Source organism: Methylomonas sp. Kb3, assembly GCF_002834115.1.
Classification (GTDB): Bacteria; Pseudomonadota; Gammaproteobacteria; order Methylococcales; family Methylomonadaceae; genus Methylomonas; species Methylomonas defluvii.
The window spans coordinates 42,578-64,689 of record NZ_PIZT01000008.1 but is presented as its reverse complement, the minus strand read 5'-3'; the positions used below and the strand labels follow the sequence as shown (position 1 = coordinate 64,689).

Annotated in this window: 21 protein-coding genes; 12 read left to right on the top strand and 9 right to left on the bottom strand. The window is 49.7% G+C overall.

From position 1 onward, the window contains the following. From CWO84_RS06795 to CWO84_RS06780, 4 genes are all read left to right on the top strand, one after another. Positions 1-2,064 carry a glycosyltransferase gene (locus CWO84_RS06795; RefSeq protein WP_051670442.1) on the top strand — a complete coding sequence of 688 codons (2,064 nt, stop codon included), beginning with the start codon at positions 1-3 and terminating at the stop codon, positions 2,062-2,064. Continuing rightward, positions 2,061-3,389: a glycosyltransferase gene (locus tag CWO84_RS06790; RefSeq protein WP_101052130.1), complete on the top strand. Its 1,329-nt coding sequence runs from the start codon at positions 2,061-2,063 to the stop codon at positions 3,387-3,389. The genes CWO84_RS06795 and CWO84_RS06790 overlap by 4 nt, the downstream gene beginning before the upstream one ends. A 72-nt stretch (positions 3,390-3,461) precedes the next feature. Then, a complete protein-coding gene (locus CWO84_RS06785) occupies positions 3,462-4,418 on the top strand; it encodes a glycosyltransferase (protein WP_225893069.1) in 957 nt (318 codons plus the stop codon). Positions 4,419-4,504: 86 nt separating this feature from the next. After that, positions 4,505-5,389, top strand: a complete 885-nt coding sequence (locus tag CWO84_RS06780) for an FAD:protein FMN transferase (protein ID WP_101052129.1) — start codon at positions 4,505-4,507, stop codon at positions 5,387-5,389. Positions 5,390-5,883: 494 nt separating this feature from the next. Here CWO84_RS06780 and CWO84_RS06775 read toward each other — a convergent pair whose 3' ends face one another. Beyond that, positions 5,884-6,861, bottom strand: coding sequence for a malate dehydrogenase (locus CWO84_RS06775; protein WP_033158994.1), 978 nt, complete (start codon positions 6,859-6,861; stop codon positions 5,884-5,886). Between the two features lie 207 nt (positions 6,862-7,068). Between CWO84_RS06775 and CWO84_RS06770 the strand changes: the two genes are divergently transcribed. The 4 genes from CWO84_RS06770 to CWO84_RS06750 all read left to right on the top strand — a co-directional run bounded on the left by CWO84_RS06770 (position 7,069) and on the right by CWO84_RS06750 (position 11,710). Further along, positions 7,069-7,926: an NADP-dependent methylenetetrahydromethanopterin/methylenetetrahydrofolate dehydrogenase gene (locus CWO84_RS06770; RefSeq protein ID WP_033158995.1), complete on the top strand. Its 858-nt coding sequence runs from the start codon at positions 7,069-7,071 to the stop codon at positions 7,924-7,926. A 17-nt stretch (positions 7,927-7,943) separates the two neighbouring features. Then, entirely contained in the window at positions 7,944-9,299 is a 1,356-nt protein-coding gene (locus tag CWO84_RS06765) for a glycerate kinase (protein ID WP_101052128.1), read from the top strand. Positions 9,300-9,323: 24 nt separating this feature from the next. Next, positions 9,324-10,583: a serine hydroxymethyltransferase gene (gene glyA / locus CWO84_RS06760; protein WP_101052127.1), complete on the top strand. Its 1,260-nt coding sequence runs from the start codon at positions 9,324-9,326 to the stop codon at positions 10,581-10,583. Positions 10,584-10,990: 407 nt separating this feature from the next. Next, a complete protein-coding gene (locus CWO84_RS06750; RefSeq protein WP_033159041.1) occupies positions 10,991-11,710 on the top strand; it encodes a hypothetical protein in 720 nt (239 codons plus the stop codon). 540 nt (positions 11,711-12,250) lie between these two features. Here the strand turns inward: CWO84_RS06750 and lolD are convergent. The 3 genes from lolD to fur are packed head-to-tail and all read right to left on the bottom strand — an operon-like array spanning position 12,251 to position 14,614. Next, positions 12,251-12,949 carry a lipoprotein-releasing ABC transporter ATP-binding protein LolD gene (gene lolD, locus CWO84_RS06745; RefSeq protein ID WP_033158998.1) on the bottom strand — a complete coding sequence of 233 codons (699 nt, stop codon included), beginning with the start codon at positions 12,947-12,949 and terminating at the stop codon, positions 12,251-12,253. Continuing rightward, a complete protein-coding gene (locus CWO84_RS06740) occupies positions 12,942-14,189 on the bottom strand; it encodes a lipoprotein-releasing ABC transporter permease subunit (RefSeq protein WP_033158999.1) in 1,248 nt (415 codons plus the stop codon). The genes lolD and CWO84_RS06740 overlap by 8 nt, the downstream gene beginning before the upstream one ends. Before the next feature lie 2 nt (positions 14,190-14,191). Continuing rightward, positions 14,192-14,614 carry a ferric iron uptake transcriptional regulator gene (gene fur, locus CWO84_RS06735; RefSeq protein ID WP_026146882.1) on the bottom strand — a complete coding sequence of 141 codons (423 nt, stop codon included), beginning with the start codon at positions 14,612-14,614 and terminating at the stop codon, positions 14,192-14,194. Positions 14,615-14,729: 115 nt separating this feature from the next. On the opposite strand from fur, the gene bamE reads away from it, so the two are divergent. Then, positions 14,730-15,284, top strand: a complete 555-nt coding sequence (bamE, locus tag CWO84_RS06730) for an outer membrane protein assembly factor BamE (protein ID WP_033159000.1) — start codon at positions 14,730-14,732, stop codon at positions 15,282-15,284. A gap of 18 nt (positions 15,285-15,302) precedes the next feature. Here bamE and CWO84_RS06725 read toward each other — a convergent pair whose 3' ends face one another. From CWO84_RS06725 to CWO84_RS06705, 5 genes are read right to left on the bottom strand one after another with little or no spacing between them, the layout of a single operon-like run. Next, entirely contained in the window at positions 15,303-15,776 is a 474-nt protein-coding gene (locus CWO84_RS06725) for an NYN domain-containing protein (RefSeq protein ID WP_033159001.1), read from the bottom strand. A 7-nt stretch (positions 15,777-15,783) separates the two neighbouring features. After that, complete coding sequence (locus CWO84_RS06720; protein ID WP_033159042.1) at positions 15,784-16,098, bottom strand: pyrimidine/purine nucleoside phosphorylase; 315 nt, start codon at positions 16,096-16,098, stop codon at positions 15,784-15,786. Between the two features lie 36 nt (positions 16,099-16,134). Beyond that, on the bottom strand, positions 16,135-16,722 hold the full coding sequence (locus CWO84_RS06715; protein WP_033159002.1) for a class I SAM-dependent methyltransferase: 588 nt from the start codon (positions 16,720-16,722) through the stop codon (positions 16,135-16,137). Continuing rightward, positions 16,697-17,752: an FAD-dependent oxidoreductase gene (locus CWO84_RS06710; protein WP_033159003.1), complete on the bottom strand. Its 1,056-nt coding sequence runs from the start codon at positions 17,750-17,752 to the stop codon at positions 16,697-16,699. The genes CWO84_RS06715 and CWO84_RS06710 overlap by 26 nt, the downstream gene beginning before the upstream one ends. A gap of 5 nt (positions 17,753-17,757) precedes the next feature. Next, positions 17,758-18,108 carry a HopJ type III effector protein gene (locus CWO84_RS06705; RefSeq protein WP_033159004.1) on the bottom strand — a complete coding sequence of 117 codons (351 nt, stop codon included), beginning with the start codon at positions 18,106-18,108 and terminating at the stop codon, positions 17,758-17,760. A 366-nt stretch (positions 18,109-18,474) separates the two neighbouring features. On the opposite strand from CWO84_RS06705, the gene CWO84_RS06695 reads away from it, so the two are divergent. The 3 genes from CWO84_RS06695 to CWO84_RS06685 are packed head-to-tail and all read left to right on the top strand — an operon-like array spanning position 18,475 to position 22,094. Then, on the top strand, positions 18,475-18,984 hold the full coding sequence (locus CWO84_RS06695) for a polysaccharide biosynthesis/export family protein (protein WP_033159006.1): 510 nt from the start codon (positions 18,475-18,477) through the stop codon (positions 18,982-18,984). Between the two features lie 25 nt (positions 18,985-19,009). Then, a complete protein-coding gene (locus tag CWO84_RS06690) occupies positions 19,010-20,350 on the top strand; it encodes a TonB-dependent receptor (protein WP_033159007.1) in 1,341 nt (446 codons plus the stop codon). Between the two features lies 1 nt (position 20,351). Next, positions 20,352-22,094: an LPS biosynthesis protein gene (locus CWO84_RS06685; RefSeq protein WP_033159008.1), complete on the top strand. Its 1,743-nt coding sequence runs from the start codon at positions 20,352-20,354 to the stop codon at positions 22,092-22,094. The last annotated feature ends 18 nt before the right edge of the window (positions 22,095-22,112 follow it).

Below are 22,112 nucleotides of genomic sequence, written 5' to 3'. Positions count from 1 at the left end.
ATGTCTGCTAATAGCATCTACACGCCCGCTATCAGCGTCATCATGGCCGTTTACAATACTCAACGATATTTAACGGAAGCCATTCAGAGTATTCTGTCACAATCTTTTACGGACTTTGAATTGGTGATCGTCGATGACGGGAGCACCGATGGCAGCCCGGAGATTTTGAAAAATCTCGCCCAACAAGATTCGCGCATCAAACTCATCACTCAAGTTAACGCCGGCATAGGCGCTGCAACCCAAAGAGGCATTACCGAAAGCCAAGGTGAATATATCGCCATCATGGACTCTGACGATATTTCCCTCCCCGATCGACTAAAGCTACAGAAACAGTTCCTCGATCAGCATTCAGACATTGACGCGGTCGGTAGCCAATGGCGAATGTTGCACGCCGACGGGCGAGATATTGGCATCGATACGCACCCGACTGATTCAGAGAGAATTTCGGTGTTGATGTACGCTTTTTTTTCGCTGCATCATCCCACCACGATGATTAGACGACACTCATTGGAAAAAGTGGGTGGCTACTCCGTAGACCGCAGTTGTCTGGTACCCGACTACGACGTATTTATGCGCATGCAATTGGCGGGATGCCGGTTCGCCAATCTGCCGGAAATTCTGTTCATCTGGCGCTTAAATCCAGCCAGTACTACACACCACAAAGCGCGAGCACAGTGTGCTTCGGTAGCGGAGGTTCGCGATGCGGGATTTAACCAACTGCTATTAGACGATCCTCGACGAGCTGCGGACACCGCAAAAACGGTTATTTGTACTTTTCCAACCGGCACATGGCAAGACGAAAGAATCAAACAACTATTACCCGAGCAGGGACCGTCATTGTTGTATCGCACCTGGCGGAATCTGCCAGACGCTACCTCGGGAGACCGTCTTAACAAGGCGCTGGTCTTGTGGCTGGAAAAGCCGGAGCTCTATTGCGAAAACTTGGGCGAACAACTGCTCGCCAACGACAAGGCTTGGTTGGCGGCATTACTCAATGCCTACCGCGGCATCGAAAACCTAGACCCAGCCCTGAATCCCGATACGCTGGCGATTATCCCCTGCAATCAGATAGCGGTAAGTTTATTCGTTACCTATAACCAAGCTGGCGAAGATTTCAATCAACGTCTGCAACAAGCCTTCGCCTTGAAGGCTCAAGCCAAGTTTTCGATAGAAATTATTGTAGTTTCGGTCAAACCAGAACTTAGCCTGAAACCTTTTATCCCGTTACTTGCCACTCATGACTGTATTTTCGATGAAAACGGCCTTGCGTGGCACACGGCATTGCATAGAGCTAAAGGTGCTTATTTTGCATATTTGGAAGACAATTTTAGATTCAATATCGATGTAATATTGAAAATCCTGGCAAGTCACATCCAGCACAAAACATCTATTTCATTTATGCCGGATACTCGCTACTTTAGCGAAGCATGCGATGAAAAAGGTCAACCGGCTCTAGATAATCAATTCCATCCAGTTTGGACACGTAGCACTCTACTTGGAAAAAATCGCGTGCAGTCTAGTCACTTTATTCATCATCGCTCTTTATTGAACAACTTAAAAGGCAATTTAGCAGAGCTGGGGGTGGCAGCAGGGCGATACTTGGGTAGATATTTGGCAATTAGAAACGAATTTAACATTATCGATGGAGCTGTAAGCTATTTTATGCCAGGAATAATTTTAAACGCCAACCCATTACCTTTATTTCAACAAACTGTTGGCAATTGGTACCTGGATTATGGGATGACAAATTTTCCAGACATTGTATTCCATGACAACTTGTCAAAATCTGAAATTGCACATTATGCTCAAACCCTTTCAACAGCTTGGCTCAACAAAAATTTATATATATACCAAGGTAATATATCGGTACTGGAAAGCTTCTACCTCAATCGTGTCAATTTAGCGATCAGGATACCATTATTTAGATACTTACTCGCACACAACAAGAAAACTTATTTACTCGCCTTCTGGCGGAAGAAGGATTATCTAAGTGCAACTTTGGCTTTATTTTATTGTGTTTATCAAGCTATAGCCATTCGTTTGTTTTCTCCGTATAAAAAATGAAAACTCTACATATTTTCCATAATAGTGATTTAAAAAACGGGGTTGACAAAACCACCTGCACCTTGATGGTCGCATTAAAAAAACTAGGCGTCGAACCTATCGCGGTGGTGCCCAAAGCTGGCAATGTCACGGAATATTTGCAGTCTCAAGCGATTCGTTACTGGCTGGTCCCATATTCCTGCTGCTTAAGCCGAACAGAGCGGGCGCAATTTAAGTTTTACGGAGATTCTTTTGCACAATTAGACAATTTAATTACGTTGATACAGCAGGAAAACCCTGACATTATTCACATTAACACCGGTCATTTACTGCATGCCGGTATTGCCGCCGCTCGTCAAAGAATACCGGCCATTTGGCACATTCATGCACCGTTTGCGGAAGATTTGTCCCGTTATGAATCCAGCATTGGCACCGGCGGCTATATTCACCTTTTAAAACAATTGAGCAGCCGCATCATCGGCGTATCAGACGACGTTGCTAAATCGCTATCGGAATATTTACCCGCTGACCGAATAAATACGCTCTACAACGGCATCGATATAGAAGATTTGCGTAGTTCTGCCAAGTCGTCTTCAACCGATATTCGCGCAGAATTGGGCCTTTCCGCAGACGCAAAATTGGTAATCGGCGTGGGCCGCATCTCTGCTCAAAAGGACTTTGCTGCCTTTGCCAGAGTAGCCGCCAAGGTCGTTACGTTTAAATCGGATTGTTATTTCCTTATCGCCGGCCCAAAACAGGAACCGGAAGCTGTCCGCCTGTTGGAAGACGAATTAGAGCGTGGCCAATTAAACAACAAGTTACATATACTCGGACCGCGAGATGACATTGCCGCCTTGCTGGCACAAAGCACTATATTTCTCTCCACGGCAATTTTTGAAGGCCAAGGCATTGCCGCTCTGGAGGCAATGGCTTTGGGTACGCCAGCGGTCGCGATGGCGTGTTCGGGTCTACGGGAGTGCATCGTTAACGAACACGACGGCATTTTGGTAGATCCGGGCGATGAAAATTCCACCGCTACGGCCATTTTGCGCCTGCTGGACGACCCAGAATTGGCTCAAAAACTCAGCGCCAACGCCCGTATCTCCGTCGCTGAAAATTTTTCCAGCCAAAAATACGCTAAGCAATTTTTGAACATCGCCAACGCTGCGCTGGCCTACGGCCCGCCGGCGATTTCTGATCAAGAACTTGATCTGCTATCGGGATTATTGGGACAAATCAATAATGCCCATCTGCGTTTGCTAGGCTTTGAACAGCAAACCTTAAATCAACGTATAAAAGGCATTCTCTGGGAATGGCGCCAACAGCTAAAGGCAATATTCCAGTAAAAGCTCGAATTGCCACAATTTGATTTAAAATAAATTTCGCACAATCAACGGCCTGATTCAGGCGAATCCAGTATGCGACAAACTACTGATATATCTCAAGCTAAACCACTCATTTCCGTGATTATGCCTTGCTATAACTCGGCACATATCATTGAAAAAACCATCGCCAATCTGTATCAACAAACTTTCAAGAATTTCGAATTGATAGTCGTTGACGACGGTTCATCGGATAACTCGCTAGAGGTTTTGCAGACAATAACAACGCTGTATCAAAATATATTAGTTATTTCCCAACAGAATAAAGGCCCCGGCCCTGCGCGCAATCGCGGATTGGAAGCCGCATCAGGAGAATTTATCGCCTTTCTGGACTCCGACGACAGTTGGCACCCTGAGTTTCTGGCAAAGCTTCATCATAAGCTTGAAGAAAAACCGGATAGCGTACTCGCATACTGCGGCTGGCAAAATATTGGTCTGAGCGCAGAAAAATCCCAACCTTATATTCCGCCTGATTACGAAGAAAATGATAAGTTTGCCGTTTTGTTGCGCAGTTGCCCTTGGCCAATTCACGCCGCATTGACGCGCAAATTTGCCATCGATCAAGTTGGAGGTTTTAACGAACACTGGCTAACCGCTGAAGATTTCGATATGTGGATCAGAATTGCAATGTTTGCCAATATTGTCCGCGTTCCTGAAGTATTGGCTTATTATCACCATCAACAAGGCGAACAAATTTCCAGCAACCGACTTAGGGCCATAATAAATCATTGGGGCGTGCAAAAAGGCTTGCTGCGAGACTTTCCCGTAATATCGCAAACGCTGGGTAAAGCTAAAACCGATCTTTTGACAAAAGGCCAGTTATTGCAAAGAGCTTATGAGTTTTATTGGAAAAACGATTTACCTAGCGCGCATCATTTATTTAGAAAAACCTTGGGTTTGGGGTATTTTGGTATGAAGGACTTAAAATATATTCTACCCAGTTTACTGCCTCTAGCGCTTTACCTGGTTCTAATAAAAAAAATACGGAGTTAATATTCCATCAGCCACGCTTATCACTTTAAAACCGACAAAGATTAATCGTGAGCCCAACATCCTTATTTCGCTTCCCATTCCAGGCTATGGGTACTCAATGCGAAATCCAATTGATTGCCACGGAGCATAAACAGGCCAAGCGTATTGCCGATATAGTAACAGCCGACGTGCAACGCTTGGAGGGCTTGTATTCCCGGTATAAACCCGACAGCCTGCTTTCAAGCATCAATCAAGTCGCAGCCATGGGCGGCCGCATTACCGTGGATGAGGAAACGGCTGGCTTACTGAATTATGCTGCAACCTGTCATCAACAAAGCGACGGCCTGTTCGACATCACGTCCGGAATTTTACGGCAGGCTTGGCGTTTCGAGTCCGGCCAGTTGCCGGATGAACAACTAATTAAAACACTATTGAAAAAAGTTGGATGGGACAAACTACGCTGGCAGGCACCGCTATTAGAGTTCCCATTGGCCGGCATGGAGCTGGATTTTGGCGGCATCGTCAAAGAATATGCCGTAGACCGGGCTGCGGTAATTGCACGGAATGCCGGCGCTCGCCACGGCTTTATCAATCTGGGCGGCGACATCAAACTGATAGGCCCACGTCCGGACGGCACTGCCTGGCGAGTGGGTATCCATCACCCCCGCCAAAGGCAGGCATTAGCAAGTACTTTGGCACTACATAACGGCGCAGTCGCCAGCAGTGGGGACTATGAGCGCTGCATTATCGTCAACAGCCAGCGCTACGGACACATCCTCAATCCGAAAACAGGCTGGCCGGTTCGGCATTTGGCATCTGTCAGTGTCGTCGGCGAATTCTGCGTAGTGGCCGGCAGCGCGTCAACCATCGCCATGCTCAAGGAAGAACAAGGCCCAAGTTGGCTGGAACAGTTGGCATTGCCGTACTTATGGATAGACGTACACGGCAATTCCGGAGGCTCGTTAGCCGTTGCAGACCCAGCAACGCGCTGAGTTTTATCCCTTACCGATACGGTGCCAATTCAATATGCCCAAAAATACGGCATATCCCTTGCCATTGCGGCATAAGCCTCAAAACCGGTACTTTGGAATCACCCATCACCCCGTACGTGCCCCGTCAAACGGGAATTCATAATTGGCACACCTATTGCTTTATCTAAAAAAATAATAAAGCACTGTTTTGTTGCCTGCCCCACCCAAACAATTTCCGGGGTATCAATTAAAGCCCCCGACCCATTCAAGATTTTAAGGACGCGCTAAAAAACTCTCTCGCTGGATGAGGGATGGAGCGCTTTTTACCAGTCGTTAACAAGCTGCCACGGATGGCGGCGCCTTACGAATCGGCTAGCCGAGAGACCCGCCGACGTAAACACAAGAAAACATCAGCAACAAATAATGGAGCGGTAGTTATTGCGCTATACCGCGATTGTGATGCTCGATAAGCCCAGCCGCGCGGAATAGCCGCAGAGCTCCCGCATTCGGACAATTTAGAGTAGATGTTTGATGGCTTGTCGCTCTTCTTTTAACTCTACTTCGTTTTGACGCAATCTTGCCAAGCTGAACTCGTTAAGATCCAAGCCCTTAACGATGCCGATCTGCCCATCCACCACCGTCACCGGGAAGGAATAAACCAATCCTTCCGCAACACCATAGCTACCGTCGGATGCGACCGCCATACTCACCCAGTCCCCCGGATCGGTACCGAAGGCCCAAACCCGCATATGCTCAATCGCCGCATGCGCCGCAGACGCCGCGCTGGACTGACCGCGTACTTTGATAATTTCCGTACCTCGGTACTGCACAGTGGGGATAAATTCATCAACAAACCAGGATTGCTCGACCAAAGAGAATACATCCATGCCCTTGACCTTGGCATGATGTAAATCAGGATATTGCGTGCAGGAATGGTTACCCCAAACCGCGACGTTTTTCACGTCTCTGCTCAGCACCCCGCATTTCTCGGCCACCTGACTGATCGCGCGTTTATGATCGAGCATGGTCATGGCCGTAAAACACTCCGGCGCCAAATCCGGTGCGTTATGAATAGCGATTAGAGCATTGGTATTGGCCGGGTTGCCGGTCACTAAAACCTTGACATTCCGGTTGGCTACTTCATTCAGCGCCCGGCCTTGGGTGATAAAAATCTGCGCGTTATCCAATAACAAATCGCTACGCAGCATCCCCGGTCCGCGCGGCTTTGCCCCTACCAAAAAGGCATAATCGACGTTATCGAATGCCACTTTCGGATCGTCGGTAATGATGATTTTGTTGATCAACGGAAACGCGCAATCGTTCAACTCCATCACCACGCCTTGTAACTGCTTCATAGCCGGTGGAATTTCCAATAGACGCAGCACGATAGGCTGATCCGGCCCCAGCAATTCGCCAGACGCCAAATGAAATAGCAAGGAGTAACTAATCTGACCAGCTGCACCTGTTACAGCAATATCCACGGGCGTTTTCATCTGCGTTCCTCTTTATTGATTGGATTCTTCCACACCCGACCCAACGGCAGGCTTTTCCAATATGACATAAAGTTTTTGAGCAAACAATCACTAATTCCTGCTTGCCAAAACCCGCTTGGATTCTGCGGCGAGGTAAATATTATTCTGTATAATGCCGGCGGCTAACCTTCTCCCACCGGGCCACCATTATTCATATCAGGTAGCTTAATGAAAAAATTGTTATTCCAGTTCGACACCGACACCCATCCCTCGGCTTTCGATACCGTAGTCGCTTACGACGGCGGCGCGGACCATGTCATTGGTTACGGCAACATTACCCCCGATAACGTCGGCGGCCTGGTCGACGGTACGATCTTCACTCGCGCCCCCAAAGACAAAAAAAACACGGCGATTTTTATCGGCGGCAGCAATATCGAGGCCGGCCAGCGTTTACTGATAGCGGTGCAAAAACATTTTTTCCCCGGGTTTCAAGTGTCGGTGATGCTGGACAGTAACGGCAGCAACACTACAGCCGCCGCCGCCGTCGCCAAACTGGGCAGCAGCGCAAGCCTGGCCGGCAAAAAAGCGGTGGTATTAGCTGGTACAGGTCCGGTCGGTCAACGTGCGGCGGCAATGATGGCGCTGGAAGGCGCGCATGTCAGCATCACGTCCCGACACATATTTAACGCGGAAAAAGCCTGCTTCGCGATGAAGGAGCGTTTCGGCGTAGATCTGACACCCATAGAAGCCGCCGATTACGACAGTCGCGCCGCCGCCATCCAAGACGCCAACGTCGTATTAGCGACCGGTGCTGCCGGTGTCCAATTATTAAAGCCGGAACATTGGCAAAACAATCCAAATCTGCAATTGTTGGCGGACGCCAACGCCACGCCGCCTGTCGGCATTGGCGGCACGGATGTACTGGATAGAGGCGAACAACGACACGGCAAAATCGTCTGGGGCGCCATCGGCTTCGGCGCGCTAAAACTAGCCCTACACCGCGCCTGTATCACCAAGCTATTTGAAAGCAATAAGCAGGTGTTCGACGCGGAAATCATCTTTGCACTCGCTAAAGCCATGGCTTAAGGTTCTGCCGGATCGATATGTCCGCAGTTCAGCCAAGTTATCGTGAACAGGCAGCCGCCATTTTTCGCGCCGGCGTTGCGGCGGCTGATCCGTATCTTGCCGTAAAACGTTTTCTCAGAGCCGATAGCGAACTGCTGCATATCGGTTCGGAACAAACCGGCTACCGCAGCGGCGACTGGCGGCGCATTCATTTAATATCTTTCGGTAAAGCTGCTTGCGCAATGGCCGATACGGCACAAACAATAATTCCCGAGTCTTGGCTTGCCGCTAAAGGCATTGTCGTGACCAATTACGACAACATTGATGTCGTCGAAAACTGTCAGGTATTCGGCGCCGGCCATCCGCTGCCGGACGCCGCTGGCTTGCATGCGGCAAAAGCCATCGCTACCCGCCTGAGCAACACGAATCCCGGCGAGTTGGTGTTGGTGTTGATTTCCGGCGGCGGCTCGGCATTGCTGCCCTACCCGGCCGTCGGCATCAATTTGGCGGATAAAATCGCCACCACCCGTCTATTACTGGCCTCCGGCGCAACCATCAACCAGATCAATTGCGTCCGCAAACATCTGTCTCGACTCAAAGGCGGCGGTCTTGCCCGATTTGCCGCACCCGCCGACTTGCACGCACTGATTTTATCCGACGTGCTGGATAACGATTTGAGCGCCATCGCCAGTGGCCCCACCGTGCCCGACGACACCACTTTCATAGACGCCGTCGCAATATTGGAATCGTTCGGCATATGGCAGAAAATACCATCCAGCGTGCAAAACTATTTGCAACAAGGCGCTCAAGGCTTGCAAATCGAAACGCCTAAAGACAGTGACCCGCTCTTCCGGCAGACGAGCCACCATTTGCTTGGCAGCAATGCCATTAGCGTTGACGCTGCAATCGATCAAGCATGCAAATTGGGCTATGACACCCAGCTTTACAGCAAACAGTTGGGCGGCGAAGCGCGCTTGGTTGCCGAGCAAATAGCACTGCATGCGCTATCCGCAACAGCCGGCATGACGCAACCGACAGCCGTCATCGCCGGCGGCGAAACCACTGTTACCTTAAAGGGCAATGGCAAGGGCGGCCGCAATCAGGAAATGGCTCTTGCCTTCGCCCTGGCCGCCGAAAAATACGGGCTGAACGGCGCTTGGACCTTTCTCAGCGGCGGTACTGATGGCCGCGACGGCCCTACCGATGCCGCCGGCGGCATCGTCGATGACGGCACTTTGCCACGCATCCGCGCCGCCGGACTCGACCCGGCGGCCTTGCTCGACGATAATGACTCATACCCTGCCTTGCAAGCGGCGAACGATTTACTGCTGAGCGGCGCAACCGGCACCAATGTCGCCGACCTGCAAGTCCTGCTGCTGCATCCCCACGAATAACCCGAACTTACTTTAGGAGACCCCATGTTTAGCGAATCGATGACCATCAAAGGCTTTGACGACGAACTATTTCAAGCGATGGAACAAGAACGCCAACGCCAGGAATACCATATCGAACTGATCGCCTCGGAAAACTATGCCAGCCCCCGAGTTTTGGAAGCCCAGGGCACGGTGCTGACCAACAAATACGCCGAAGGCTATCCGGAAAAACGCTACTACGGCGGCTGCGAATACGTCGATGTCGTTGAGCAATTGGCGATCGACCGCGCCAAAGAATTGTTCGGCGCCGATTACGCCAACGTGCAAGCTCACTCCGGTTCGCAGGCCAATATGGCAGTTTTCATGTCATTGATTCAACCGGGCGACACCATCCTGGGCTTGAGCCTGGCCGACGGCGGCCATTTAACCCACGGTGCCAAACCCAACTTTTCCGGCAAAATCTACAACGCCATCCAGTACGGCTTGAACAAAGACACCGGCGAAATCGATTACGAACAGGTCGAAGTCCTGGCCCTGGAACATAAACCTAAACTGATCATCGCCGGTTTCTCGGCTTATTCCCGCATTTGGGACTGGCAACGTTTTCGAAACATTGCCGATAAAGTTGGCGCTTACTTCGTCGTAGACATGGCCCATGTCGCCGGCCTAGTCGCAGCGGGTTTATATCCCAATCCGGTGCCGATTGCGGACGTGGTCACCAGCACCACCCACAAATCCCTGCGTGGCCCGCGCGGAGGCTTGATCTTGTGCAAACACAATCCGGACCTGGAAAAAAAGATCAACTCCAACATCTTCCCCGGCATCCAAGGTGGTCCGTTGATGCACGTGATCGCCGCCAAAGCCGTAGCCTTTAAAGAAGCGCTGACCCCGGAATTTAAAACGTATCAGCAACAAGTGGTGAAAAACGCCCAAGCCATGGCGGCGGTTTTTATCCAACGCGGTTTTGATGTGGTTTCCGGCGGCACCGACAACCACTTGATGCTGGTGTCTTTAATCCCCAAAGGCATCACCGGCAAAGCCGCCGACGCCGCATTAGGCCGGGCCCACATCACCGTCAACAAAAACGCGGTACCCAACGACCCGCAGTCACCGTTCGTCACCAGCGGCATCCGCGTCGGCACCCCTGCTCCCACCTCGCGCGGCTTCAAGGAATACGAAGTCCGTCAAGTGGCGGAATGGATGTGCGATGTGATGGATAACCTGGGGGATGAGAGTGTGATTGATGCGGTTAGGGAGAAGGTGCATTTGTTGTGTGCTAGGTTTCCGGTTTATTCAGCCAAATAGGATTTGATTTTATTCAGTTGATATTGTGTCGCTACCGCGACGGTTTATTTTGGTGTCGGGTCTCGGCCCGACGGCCGAGATACTTTCTTTTGCTCCGCCAAAAGAAAGTATCCAAAGAAAAGGCGGCCCGGATGCCGCTTTGATCCTGCGCTCCTCGCTTTTGAACGGGGTTGCCGAAAGGGGCTTCCTGCCCCTTCGGCAACGCGATGCATCCCTGCATCGCCCCTAACGGGCTGATCCGTTCAAAAGCTCCGGTGCTCGGCGCGACATACGGGAGAAACCCAAGCGCAAATCCCACCGCTTGTGCTCTTCAAAATTTTGTAGGGTACGTTAACAATAGCGTAATGCACCGAACGATCCAGAATCACAACTTAGCCTTAAGCAGCCAATTTATTTATGGAGGATTTATGAAAAAAGCCTGGATTTTTACGCTCACGACACTTCTAGCAGCTTGTTCCGCAACTGATATGCGGCCCCATCTGGAACAATCGATTGGAGACACTCCAAGAACTCAGTTTTCCACCGCTACAACTGTGGAAGAAATTAGAAATTTGCGCCCGCAGGCAACGATCCCATTGAAAGTCGCGGTAGTACCAGCCAACCACCGTCGAACGGAAATTTCAAAAGAAGAGCAAGAGGCTATAAACATTTGGGGCGAAAAGTTTAAGGCCTTGGGTTTTATTAAAAGCTTTGACATTGTCCCTCAATCCTTAATATCAAATTGTGGCTATCGAAGCGAAGGCAGTTGCTTCTCCAACGAATCACGCCTAGCCGGCGCAAGGATGGGAGCCGACACCATCTTGTTCATCAACGATAGTACGGATACAGATTCATACTTAAATCCATTGAGTATGTTAAATATATCCATCATTGGAATGTGGTTAGCTCCTGGGCACCACCGAGACTCATATTCGATATACGAGGCCTCCCTTCTTGACATAAACAATGGGTATTTGTACGGATTCGCACGGGATAGCGGCGAGTACAAAGCAATCCGTCCGTATATGTACGCGAACCGTAATACAGGGCAAAACGAAGCTCGGCTGGAAGCGTTGAACAAAGTTTTTCAAAAACTCTATGCCGCAGCCGAAGAACAGATGCATAAAGGTTTAAGTTTGCACAAATAGCCTAGATGAAACTCAGCGAAATCCAGAATCATTGAAGCCACCAAAACCTCGATTTCGTTTCACTCCATCGCAGTTTCATTGTTCCCTAACCGACTTTTAATTCCGGGACGATTTTTTATCCCGTATGCCGCGCCGAGCACCGGAGCTTTTGGCGAGAATTGCCCGAAGGGGTGCGGCAGGGATGCCGCACGTCGGCGGAGGGGCTGGGAAGCCCCTTCTGCCGACCCTCGTCAAAAGCGAGGAGCGCAGGGAATAAGCGGCATCCGGGTGGCCTTTTCTTTGGATACTTTCTTTTGGCCACGCACAAATTCGTCTGGAAGGAATTTGAACAGCCGACAGGCTGGCCCGAAGGGCGAAAACCAAGGATGGTTTTCGTAGCGAAAGTATCTCGGCTGTCGGGCCGAGACCCGACATTAAATCAAGCCGTCGCGATAGCGACACAACCATTTGAATCTCCTCTCCCCAACCCTCTCCATCAGGAGAGGGAGCAAACGCCCTGAGGAATTAAGGGCAGTACCAGAAAATCAGAGATAGCCGCCTTCAGCTATGATGCACCCTTTCCGGCACAATCAACCCATCCTCCATATAAAGCACATGATCCATTCGCCCAGCCAACTCAGGATCATGCGTCACCACCAAAAAACTCACCTGTAATTCCTGATTTAGCTCCAGCATCAACTGATAAATCTGCTCGGCGGTTTTGCTGTCCAGGTTGCCGGTAGGCTCGTCGGCCAGGACGCATTTAGGCTGATTAATCAAAGCCCGGGCTACAGCAGCGCGTTGCCGCTCGCCACCGGACAATTCGCCGGGCTTGTGCAGCATGCGATGCCCCAAGCCGACACGTTTGAGTAGCTCGGCAGCTTGCTGTTGGGCTTGCTTGATCGATTGGTTGCCGATCAACAATGGCATGGCGACGTTTTCCAGGATGGTAAATTCACCCAGCAAATGATGAAACTGGTAGATAAACCCCAGTGAACGATTACGAAGCTGACTCAGTTTGCCGGCGCTAATCTTATTCAAATCGGCGCCATCCAGCATCACCGAGCCGGAGCTGGGTTTTTCCAGGCCACCCAGCAAATGCAGCAAGGTGCTTTTGCCGGAGCCGGATGCGCCCATGATAGCGACACGCTGACCGGCATGAATCGCCAAATCGACGCCGCGCAACACTTCGACATTCAAATCGCCCTGTTCATAACGCTTGGTTAACTGCTGGCACTGCAACACGATGGCATTATTCATAACGCAACACCTCGGCAGGATTTATACGCGCCGCCTGCCAAGCTGGATACAGCGTCGCCAGCAAGGATAATAAAAACGCCACGCAGGCTATCCAATACACATCGGTCCAGATCAGTTTTGACGGCACTTCGCTGATGTAATACACATCGGCGGCCATGAACTGCACGCCAAAGGCTTTTTCGATGGCCGGCACAATGGTTTCCACATTTAGGGCCAGCAACACGCCGCCAACCGTGCCTAATAAAGTACCTATACTGCCGATGATACAGCCCAGAACAATAAAAATCCCCATCACCGACCCGTTCGATAAACCCTGAGTTTTCAGAATGGCGATGTCGCCGCGCTTGTCAGTGACCACCATCACTAGTGTGGAGACGATGTTAAACGCCGCTACTGCCACGATCAGCAGCAAAATGATAAACATCGCCCGCTTTTCGGTTTGCACGGCGCGGAAAAAGTTGCTGTGGGCTTTGGTCCAGTCGCTGACCCGAAACTCTTCGCCCAGCGTATCTGCCAAGCCTTGGGTAATGCGTGGCGCGTTGAATAAATCATCCAGCTTCAAACGCAAACCGGATACTGCCGACTCCAATCTGAACAATTTGCCGGCATCATCGAGATGCATCAGCGCCATATTGCGGTCGTATTCGTACATGCCGACTTTAAACACACCTACGACGGTGAAGCGCTTCATGCGCGGCAGAATCCCGGCCGGCGTGGAGTTAATTTGCGGCGTTATCACGGTGACCTTGTCACCCATCATCACGCCCAGATAACTTGCTAACTCGGCACCTAAAACGATGCCAAACTCGCCGGGGACTAAATCGTTCAAACTACCGAACATCATTTTATTGGCCACTTCAGACACTTTGGCTTCATATTCGGGCAACACGCCCTGCAACAAAGTGCCGCTGACTTGACGATCAGCATTCACCATCACCTGACCGTGGATAAACGGCGCAGCACCTTCGACATGAGGCATGCTGCGAGTGCGTTGCTCTAAAGCTTGCCAATCATCCAGCTGCCCGAAGCGGCCGGTAATTGTGCTGTGCGCGGTCATGCCCAGGATGCGCTCGCGCAATTCGGCTTCGAAACCATTCATGACCGACAGCACGGTAATCAAGGCGGTCACGCCCAATGCGATACCGAGTACGGATGTTAAAGTGATGAATGAAATAAATTGAGTGCGTTTTTTAGCACGGGTATAGCGTAACCCGATATACAGGATGAGAGGTTTAAACATGCTTAGGCTTTTGGGGGTTTACAAGCAGCGCAATAACCGTAAAGGTAGAGGCTGTGATCGGTAAGGGTGTAACCCAATCTTAGGGCAATTTCCGATTGGCGTTTTTCGATGACTTCATCGGTAAATTCGTCGACTTTTCCACACTTCATGCAGACGACGTGATCGTGGTGGCCGCCGCTATTTAGTTCGAATATCGAGTTGCCGCCCTCGAAATGATGACGGTTAACCAAGCCGGCGGCTTCGAACTGGGTCAACACCCGATAAACCGTCGCCAGGCCAATTTCCTCACCTTCCGCCAACAGAATTTTGTAGACCTTCTCGGCCGACAAATGCCTATCGTCCTGTTGTTTTTCCAGAATCTCCAGAATTTTGATTCTGGGCAAGGTCACCTTTAAGCCCGCATTACGCAAATCCTGAGTTTCCACAAGCCCCCTCCTTTAAACCGATAATCCGCAACATTGTATCGTTTTTTGCGCCAAGCCGCTGACAGAATTATGGGATAATGGCCCATCGTTTGTCGTCAGACTCCATTCTCTTCTCATGAAAAAATCGACTTTTTTGCTAGCGGCCGTCACCAGTTTATCGATTAACGCTTGCAGCACCATTCTCACTAACTTGCCCGGCGTGTACACCCTGGATATTGAGCAAGGCAATATCATCGATCAAAGCATGATTAACCAATTGCGGCCCAATATGACCAAGCGCCAGGTCTTGTATATCATGGGTTCGCCTATGCTGTCCGATGCCTTTCATGAAAAGCGCTGGGACTATTTATACTCTGAGCAACCGGGCGGCGAAGACCGGGTGCAAAAACGGGTGTCTTTATTTTTCAATGGTGACAATTTGATGGGCGTGCAAGGCGACTTCAGACCCAGCTCGATGCCGGTTGCCAAGGAATCCACGGAAACCAGCGTTGACGTACCAAAACGCGACCTGGAACGCTCGATGTGGGAAAAAATTAGCGGTTTATTCGGTAGCGACGAACCCGACACCTTTGCCCGCAGAAACAATCAAAACGCTACCGAACCCAAAGAAGCCGCCAGTTCCGCAGAGAAAGGCAAAGAATTGGTAGAAGAAGACGCCGACAAACAATAAGCAAAACGCCCAAACGTCTTACAGCAATAATGCGCCGGCAATGGCAATGAAATTGTCGGCCGCTTGAATCAAGGCCGGCGCGGTTAAACTATGAATGCCATAAACATCGCTGGCAGTACCGAAATCGCTGCGCACCTTTTGCAATAACAATTCGAAATCGCCATCCCCGGACAAGAGAATAATCCGATCAGCCTGCGCAGCGTAATCCATTACATCCAGGGTAATCCCCACATCCCAATCGCCCTTACTGGTACCGTCGCGGCGCTGAATATAGGGTTTTAGTTTGACGGTAAAACCGATATTTTTCAGGATCTGCTGAAAACCTTGTTGCTTGCTGTCTCCGCGGTCCGTCGCATATGCAATGGCAGCAACAACCTGTTTACCCGCGGTTGCCTGCTGCCAAAACGCGCTGTAATTGAAATGTTTCTGGTAGCGTTGCCGGGTGGTGTAGTAAATATTCTGCACATCGACAAAAATCGCTACCCTTTCCATCCGGCGCTTACTTCAAAAAAGAACAGCAGTAATCGCTGGCAACACTAACCTTCATGGTGAAAGCGGCATTGCCCGGCACATTGAAAGACTCGCCGCCTTTCACGGTTTGCCAGGCATCGTTACCGGGCAATAACACTTGCAGTTCGCCCGCCAGTATTTCCATCAATTCAGGTTCGGCCGTGTTAAAGGTATATTCGCCTGGCTGCATAAAACCCAAGGTTTTTGAAGAGCCATCGGCAAACTTAATGGTGCGGCTATTCACTTTTCCATCGAAATAGACATTGGCCTGTTTGACGATGGTGACGTTATTGAATTCTGACATGATGCACATCTATTGCTAGTAAAAAAAGGAGCGCAATCATAGCAGATCGGCTTGTTTGCGAATAACAAAAAGCCGGGGCGCACTAGGTTTGTCGTGACTGCTGAGAATGACCTCAGAAGTAAAATGGGTGCCATCCAACTGCCCGGACCATGCCGCCAACTGCTGGGTTTCCAGATCACCGCCGGCATGACCCGGATACGCCAATACCGTGATAACGGCGCGCGGCGCCAACAAGCCAGACGCGGCATTTAAGGCGGCCAGCGTCGAATCGATTTGGGTAATCACGGTTTTGTCGGCGCCGGGTAAATAACCCAGATTGAACATCACTGCTCTCACCCGGCCACGCCACTGCTCAGGAACATGCAACAGCATATCGGCATGGCTGGCGAGACGCAGTATCACCCGGCGCTGCAAATCGAGCTGAAGTAAACGCTGAAAACTGTTGATCAGCGCTTGCCGCTGAATATCAAATCCGAATACATGACCACTCGCCCCAACGCTCTGCGCCAGAAACACGGTATCGTGACCGTTACCCACTGTCGCGTCGACCGCCACGTCACCCGGATCTAGGTAAGAACCAACAATATGATGGGCAGTTTCAAGCAGGGATATAGGTTTTGTCATAGCGGCGTATATCACAAACGGGCGGCAAACCGGCGTACTGTTGCAAGTAATCGGCAAACCGGGCAGCGTACCAGGGAATCGCCAAGCTGCCCTTGGCGCCAAAGCCATTGAAAATATGCAGTTGCGGATATTTGGGATGCGTGCCGATAAACGGCTGTTTATCGCGTGTAGCCGGCCGGATTCCGGCGCGATGCTGATAAACATTAAGGTTTTGTTGTTGTGGGCAGACCGCACGTAAGCTCGCCAATAAAGCGGTTTTCGCTGCTTCGGTCGGCACATGATCTACTTGATCTGTTTCGAAAGTCGCACCGGTCTTAAAGCGCCCGGACTCCAATGGAATCAGCCAATGCCCGTAATTCAAAATCTGTTTTGGAATATCTTGCCTACTTTCGCAACCCAGTATTTCACCTTTTGCCAATTGAAACGGTAAATACTTAAACCATGGATTGGTAAGCGCCTGATAACCCTCGCAGAAAACAATATGCCGCGGATATATTTCCTGCCAACGCAGCGCCGGCTCGAGATTAATTTCTGCGTATTGCAGAGTGTGTCGCCGATAACAGTGCTTGTTCCGTAAAAAATCACGCAACCGACTCAGCAAAGCCTCGGTCCGCAAATAGCCGGTCTGGCCTTGTTGCAACACACCGTAAGGCGCGTTAATTCCCTTGGAGGCCGCCGCCAACTCCGACAAATAGTCACGATAATCCGCCTGACTCAAACGGCGTTCGGCAATTTCAAGCTCTTTGGCGGTGCGCAAAATTTTCAGCATTGGCATTTGCTGATAGAAGGCTTGTCCAAACTGTCTCTCAAGTTGCCGATAAGCATGCATTGCGACCGGCAGCAGGTTTTCCACATCCACCTGCTTTACCAAGCGCTGCCCGGTCACTGGATTGATTAAACCGGCTGCGACTTGCGAGGCGTTCTCCGCGCCGTCGTCCACCACCAAGATTCGCATTGGCCGCTGCAATAACTCCCAAGCCAATAAACTGCCAGCCAAACCCTGACCGATCAGCAGTACATCGATTTGCACGGCAATTATTGGGCTTGCAAGGCCTCGCCTTTAAAAACAATGCCTTCCCAACCATCACGCATAAAGTGTCTGATATTTTGATGATCGTCGCCGGACGGGTTACCCAATACATCTTGGCGATAATAATCACCGAAGAGCGCCAGAGTTTGTTCGACAGTCAGTTTATGCAATTTGGCGAATGCAAAAATCTTGCAAGAGCCCTCATTACGACCCGCTTCGTTTACCAGAGGCTGTTGCAAGCCGTTACTAAATTCGGTGGGTTGGTATTGATAATGCTCGGCAATGAGCGCAATGACTTCCTGAAATTCGACCGCTTGCCCGGACTTAACACGTTGTAAAAAATCGTTCACTGTCACTGCCTTACTCCCGAAGTTTTATTAATTTTTGGTTAATTTACTGTTTGATTCGAACAAAACACAGTCATTCCCGGTTATAATCGCATGAAATGTCTAGGTGTTTCTCACCTAAGACTGCGTTTGGGATCGTCTTATTCTTGTTATATTCCGTTACTAAAATCCCGCCTTACTTTGGCGTTTGGCTCGAAAAGTGCGGTTTGCAACCTCAATAACATCATAAAGGAATACATTTTGAAACAGATAATTACTCTTTTCTCGTTTTGTCTGCTTTGCTCCTCCACTGCCCTGGCAGAACCGGAAACCCCGATCCCACCTGCACCGCCAATAGAGCCCATTAACAACACTACAATCAGCCCTGCACCTACGGTGACTATAGAGCAGACCAATTATGCGGCTTACCAACTATCGCCTGGTGATGCATTGGAAATCACAGTCTGGAAAGAAGAAGGCTTACAACAATTGCAAATCCTGATTTCCCCGGACGGCACGATTATTTTCCCCTTGATCGGCACCGTCGGTGCTGCCGGTAAAACCATTACCGAACTGAAAGACAATTTGACCAGCCGATTGGCCGATTACATATCCGACCCCTCGATTTCGGTTAAATTACTCAACAACCAGGGCAACTCGATCTTTGTGATCGGTAAAGTCAATAAGCCCGGACAAGTGTTTTCCGGCAGACGCCTCGATGTGCTGCAAGCCCTGAGTCTGGCCGGCGGCCTGACCGTGTTTGCCAAGGAAGGTTCGATTAGCATTATTCGCCGCACCGGCGATCAAGTTAAAGTGTTTCCTTTCGACTACAGCGATGTGATTGATGGCGAAGACCTGGAACAAAACATCCTGCTGGAACCGGGAGACACGGTTACCGTACCCTAAGCGGAATTAGATAGAAGCACTATCTATGAAGATAAAAACGGATTTTTTGCTACCTGCGTTGGTTTTATTCAGCACCGATGGCTATGCGCTGGATTTGCTGTTCAAACCGGAGTTTAGCTTTAAGGAGCGCTTTGACGATAATGTACGCATGCAGATTCATCCAAAGCATAGCAATTTTATCAGCACCCTTTCTCCAGGTGTGATGTTCGGCTATCTTGCCGACGACAACGAATTGAATACCCGTTTTAAGTGGAATGAGTTGATTTACAGTAGCGACTCGGCGCTGGATTTTTCCGAAAAACTAGTCAACCTCAGCCACAAATATCAGGGCGAGCGTTTAAAAACCGATCTAGCAGCAAGCTATGCGGAAGAATCCTCGATTAATAACCAACTTGACCCTACAGTAATCGACCCAACACAGATCAACGAAGCAGGTGGCGTGCAACTTCTCGTACCACGGAACACCAAATCAGTCTCCCCAACTGTCACTTATAACTTGAACGAGAAAAGCTCTCTACAATTGGGTTATAGCTACCAGGATGTGGCGTTTGACAGAGCGCAAAACCTGATAAATAACATTAATTACTCGGATTATAGTTTCCAGCAATATTCGGCAACGGCCAGCCATGCCTACACCGAACGCTTGTCATTTAACCTGACAGGTGCGTATTCGGTGTATGAATCGGCAAACGAGAGTCCAGGAATCGGTCTTTTCAATCCTTTTCCTTTTCCTGTACCATTGCGATTTTATCAAACCGCGCCAATAACAACAGGTTTCAGCCAAAAATCGACTACGTTCACTTACCAGGCGGGTGTGCAATATCTATTTGACGAGCAGACCCAATTAGCATTTTCAGCTGGGATTCGCGACACAACAACTGACAGCACTCAATTCACCAGCTCGTCAAACCCTGCGCCAGAGCTTAATAGTCGGTCTTCCTTATCCAAAAACACCATAGGCAACGTATTTTCGGCAAGCTTGGCTCGTAAAAGCGACTGGGGTGACTTCAGCTTAAGTGCCGGACAACAGCTCAACCCGGCCAGCACCGGTCAGCAACAAACCTCAACCACCTTTTCAGCCCGAGGCCGATACAATCTCACGGAGCGCTTATCCACCGGTATCAACGCCAATTACTTGCTATCTGAATCGATATCCACATTTAGTAACGATACCAGCAGAAGCAATAACCGCACATTTATTACCCTATCACCGAATGTTCAATGGCGCTGGACGCCGGAAATCAATTTGGATCTGTCTTATAGCTATCGCCAGCAAGTGTATGAATCAAACAACCAGACCATCACCGGCGACAGCGTACAACTACAATTCTCTTATCAACCGCAAATCAATCGTCAGGTGAAATAGCGTGGAAAATCAAGCCATCGACATCAAGGACTATCTAAAAATCATCAAACGACGTAGACGGTTTTTAGTTATTCCGTTTCTAATCATTGCGCTGATCAGCATCGTTTTGGCAGTGCTGTTACCGGCAGTTTACCGCTCTACTTCCACCATTCTGATCGAGGCGCAAGAAATCCCCGCCGAACTGGTGCATTCCACAGTGACCACCTTCGCCGACCAGCGGATTCAGATGATCAGCCAACGGATCATGACCCGACCGAATTTGACGGAAATCATCAAGAAATACGATCTCTATGCCGAGGAACGGCAAAAAAAGCCGGAAGAAGTCATTCTGGAAAAAATGCGTAAAAGCATCAAAGTCGAAACCATCAGTGCCGACGTCGCCAATAACAAAAGCGGCCCTGCCCAACAAGCTACGATAGCCTTTACGCTAACATTTGACGATAAATCACCCGCGCTCGCGCAAAAAGTCGCTAACGAATTGACTTCCTTGTTCCTGAAAGAAAACATCAAGTCACGCACCGAATCTGCGGAAAATGCAGCATTGTTTTTGAGTGAGGAATCAAAGCGCCTGAAAGCCAAAATCCAGGAAATTCAACAAAACTTAGCTACGTTCAAGGAAAAGAACCTGAACCAACTGCCGCAAATCAGTGCCATGAATCAGCAAGAACTGACCTCCTTGAGCAATCAGTTATTGCAATTGGATAGCCAAGAACGAACGCTGCAAGATAGGCGTTATTACCTTGAAGGCGAACTGGCGCAAATCGATCCCAACACCATGGCTACCAACGCCGTGGGCAATCGGGTGTTCGATATGAAAGACCGTTTGAAGGAACTACAATCGCAATATCCATCGGTGTTATCCAACCATTCTGCGAACCATCCCGATGTGATTAAAATCAAACGGGAAATCGACTCATTGCAAAAAGAAATCGGCTCCAACACCGATCTGAATGCGATGAACGGCGAACTAACCGACAGAAAAGCAGAATTGGCCTTGTTGTTGAAACAGTATTCGGACAAACACCCTGACGTGGTGAAACTGCAAAAACAAATCAGCGCCTTGCAACAAAGCCTGGCTAGCGCGAAACAAAGCGACTACAGCAATGCCAGTATTCAACCGGATAACCCGGCCTATATCACCTTGAAATCGCAACTAGCTTCAGTGAATACCGAAATCGAATCGTTGAATTTCACACGTAGTCGCGTACAGAGCAAAATGGAAGAGTTACGCTCAAGCCTACGCCAATCGCCATTGGTTGAAAAAGAATACATGGATTTGATCCAGGATCTGGACAATACCAATCTGCGCTACCGTGAAGTGAGTGCGCGAGAAATGGAAGCGCAAATCTCGCAGCAATTGGAAATGGAAAGAAAAGGCGAGCGTTTTACTTTAATCGACCCCCCCCAAGAACCATTACAACCGGTTAGCCCGAATCGAATTGCGATTATGGTACTGGGCATGGTGTTGGCGGTGGCGAGCGGCTTAGGGGCGGTGGCATTGACCGAAATGCTGGACTCGACCGTTAATAGCCCAAAAGCGGTCGCGGCGATTCTGGGTGTGGAACCTTTGGCGTCGATACCTTATTTCGAAAGCCAGAGGGAACATCAAGCACATAGAAACGAAAGACGGCTGTTGTTGATAGGCATGGCAATAGCCGGCGTTCTGGCTGTCATCGCATTTCATTTTATCGTCATGCCGCTAGATGTATTTTGGTACAAATTACTACGTGTCGTGGGCAATTAATCATTTAAGGGAAAATTC

Bases quoted from the DNA above. Each gene is read 5' to 3' on its own strand.
- CWO84_RS06770 (WP_033158995.1), top strand. From the start codon at position 7,069: ATGAAAAAATTGTTATTCCAGTTCGACACCGACACCCATCCCTCGGCT.
- CWO84_RS06775 (WP_033158994.1), bottom strand. From the start codon at position 6,861: ATGAAAACGCCCGTGGATATTGCTGTAACAGGTGCAGCTGGTCAGATT.
- glyA (WP_101052127.1), top strand. From the start codon at position 9,324: ATGTTTAGCGAATCGATGACCATCAAAGGCTTTGACGACGAACTATTT.
- lolD (WP_033158998.1), bottom strand. From the start codon at position 12,949: ATGAATAATGCCATCGTGTTGCAGTGCCAGCAGTTAACCAAGCGTTAT.
- CWO84_RS06715 (WP_033159002.1), bottom strand. From the start codon at position 16,722: ATGACAAAACCTATATCCCTGCTTGAAACTGCCCATCATATTGTTGGT.
- CWO84_RS06785 (WP_225893069.1), top strand. From the start codon at position 3,462: ATGCGACAAACTACTGATATATCTCAAGCTAAACCACTCATTTCCGTG.
- CWO84_RS06750 (WP_033159041.1), top strand. From the start codon at position 10,991: ATGAAAAAAGCCTGGATTTTTACGCTCACGACACTTCTAGCAGCTTGT.
- CWO84_RS06780 (WP_101052129.1), top strand. From the start codon at position 4,505: ATGGGTACTCAATGCGAAATCCAATTGATTGCCACGGAGCATAAACAG.
- CWO84_RS06765 (WP_101052128.1), top strand. From the start codon at position 7,944: ATGTCCGCAGTTCAGCCAAGTTATCGTGAACAGGCAGCCGCCATTTTT.
- CWO84_RS06790 (WP_101052130.1), top strand. From the start codon at position 2,061: ATGAAAACTCTACATATTTTCCATAATAGTGATTTAAAAAACGGGGTT.
- CWO84_RS06795 (WP_051670442.1), top strand. From the start codon at position 1: ATGTCTGCTAATAGCATCTACACGCCCGCTATCAGCGTCATCATGGCC.
- CWO84_RS06720 (WP_033159042.1), bottom strand. From the start codon at position 16,098: ATGTCAGAATTCAATAACGTCACCATCGTCAAACAGGCCAATGTCTAT.
- CWO84_RS06725 (WP_033159001.1), bottom strand. From the start codon at position 15,776: ATGGAAAGGGTAGCGATTTTTGTCGATGTGCAGAATATTTACTACACC.
- CWO84_RS06740 (WP_033158999.1), bottom strand. From the start codon at position 14,189: ATGTTTAAACCTCTCATCCTGTATATCGGGTTACGCTATACCCGTGCT.
- CWO84_RS06690 (WP_033159007.1), top strand. From the start codon at position 19,010: ATGAAGATAAAAACGGATTTTTTGCTACCTGCGTTGGTTTTATTCAGC.
- bamE (WP_033159000.1), top strand. From the start codon at position 14,730: ATGAAAAAATCGACTTTTTTGCTAGCGGCCGTCACCAGTTTATCGATT.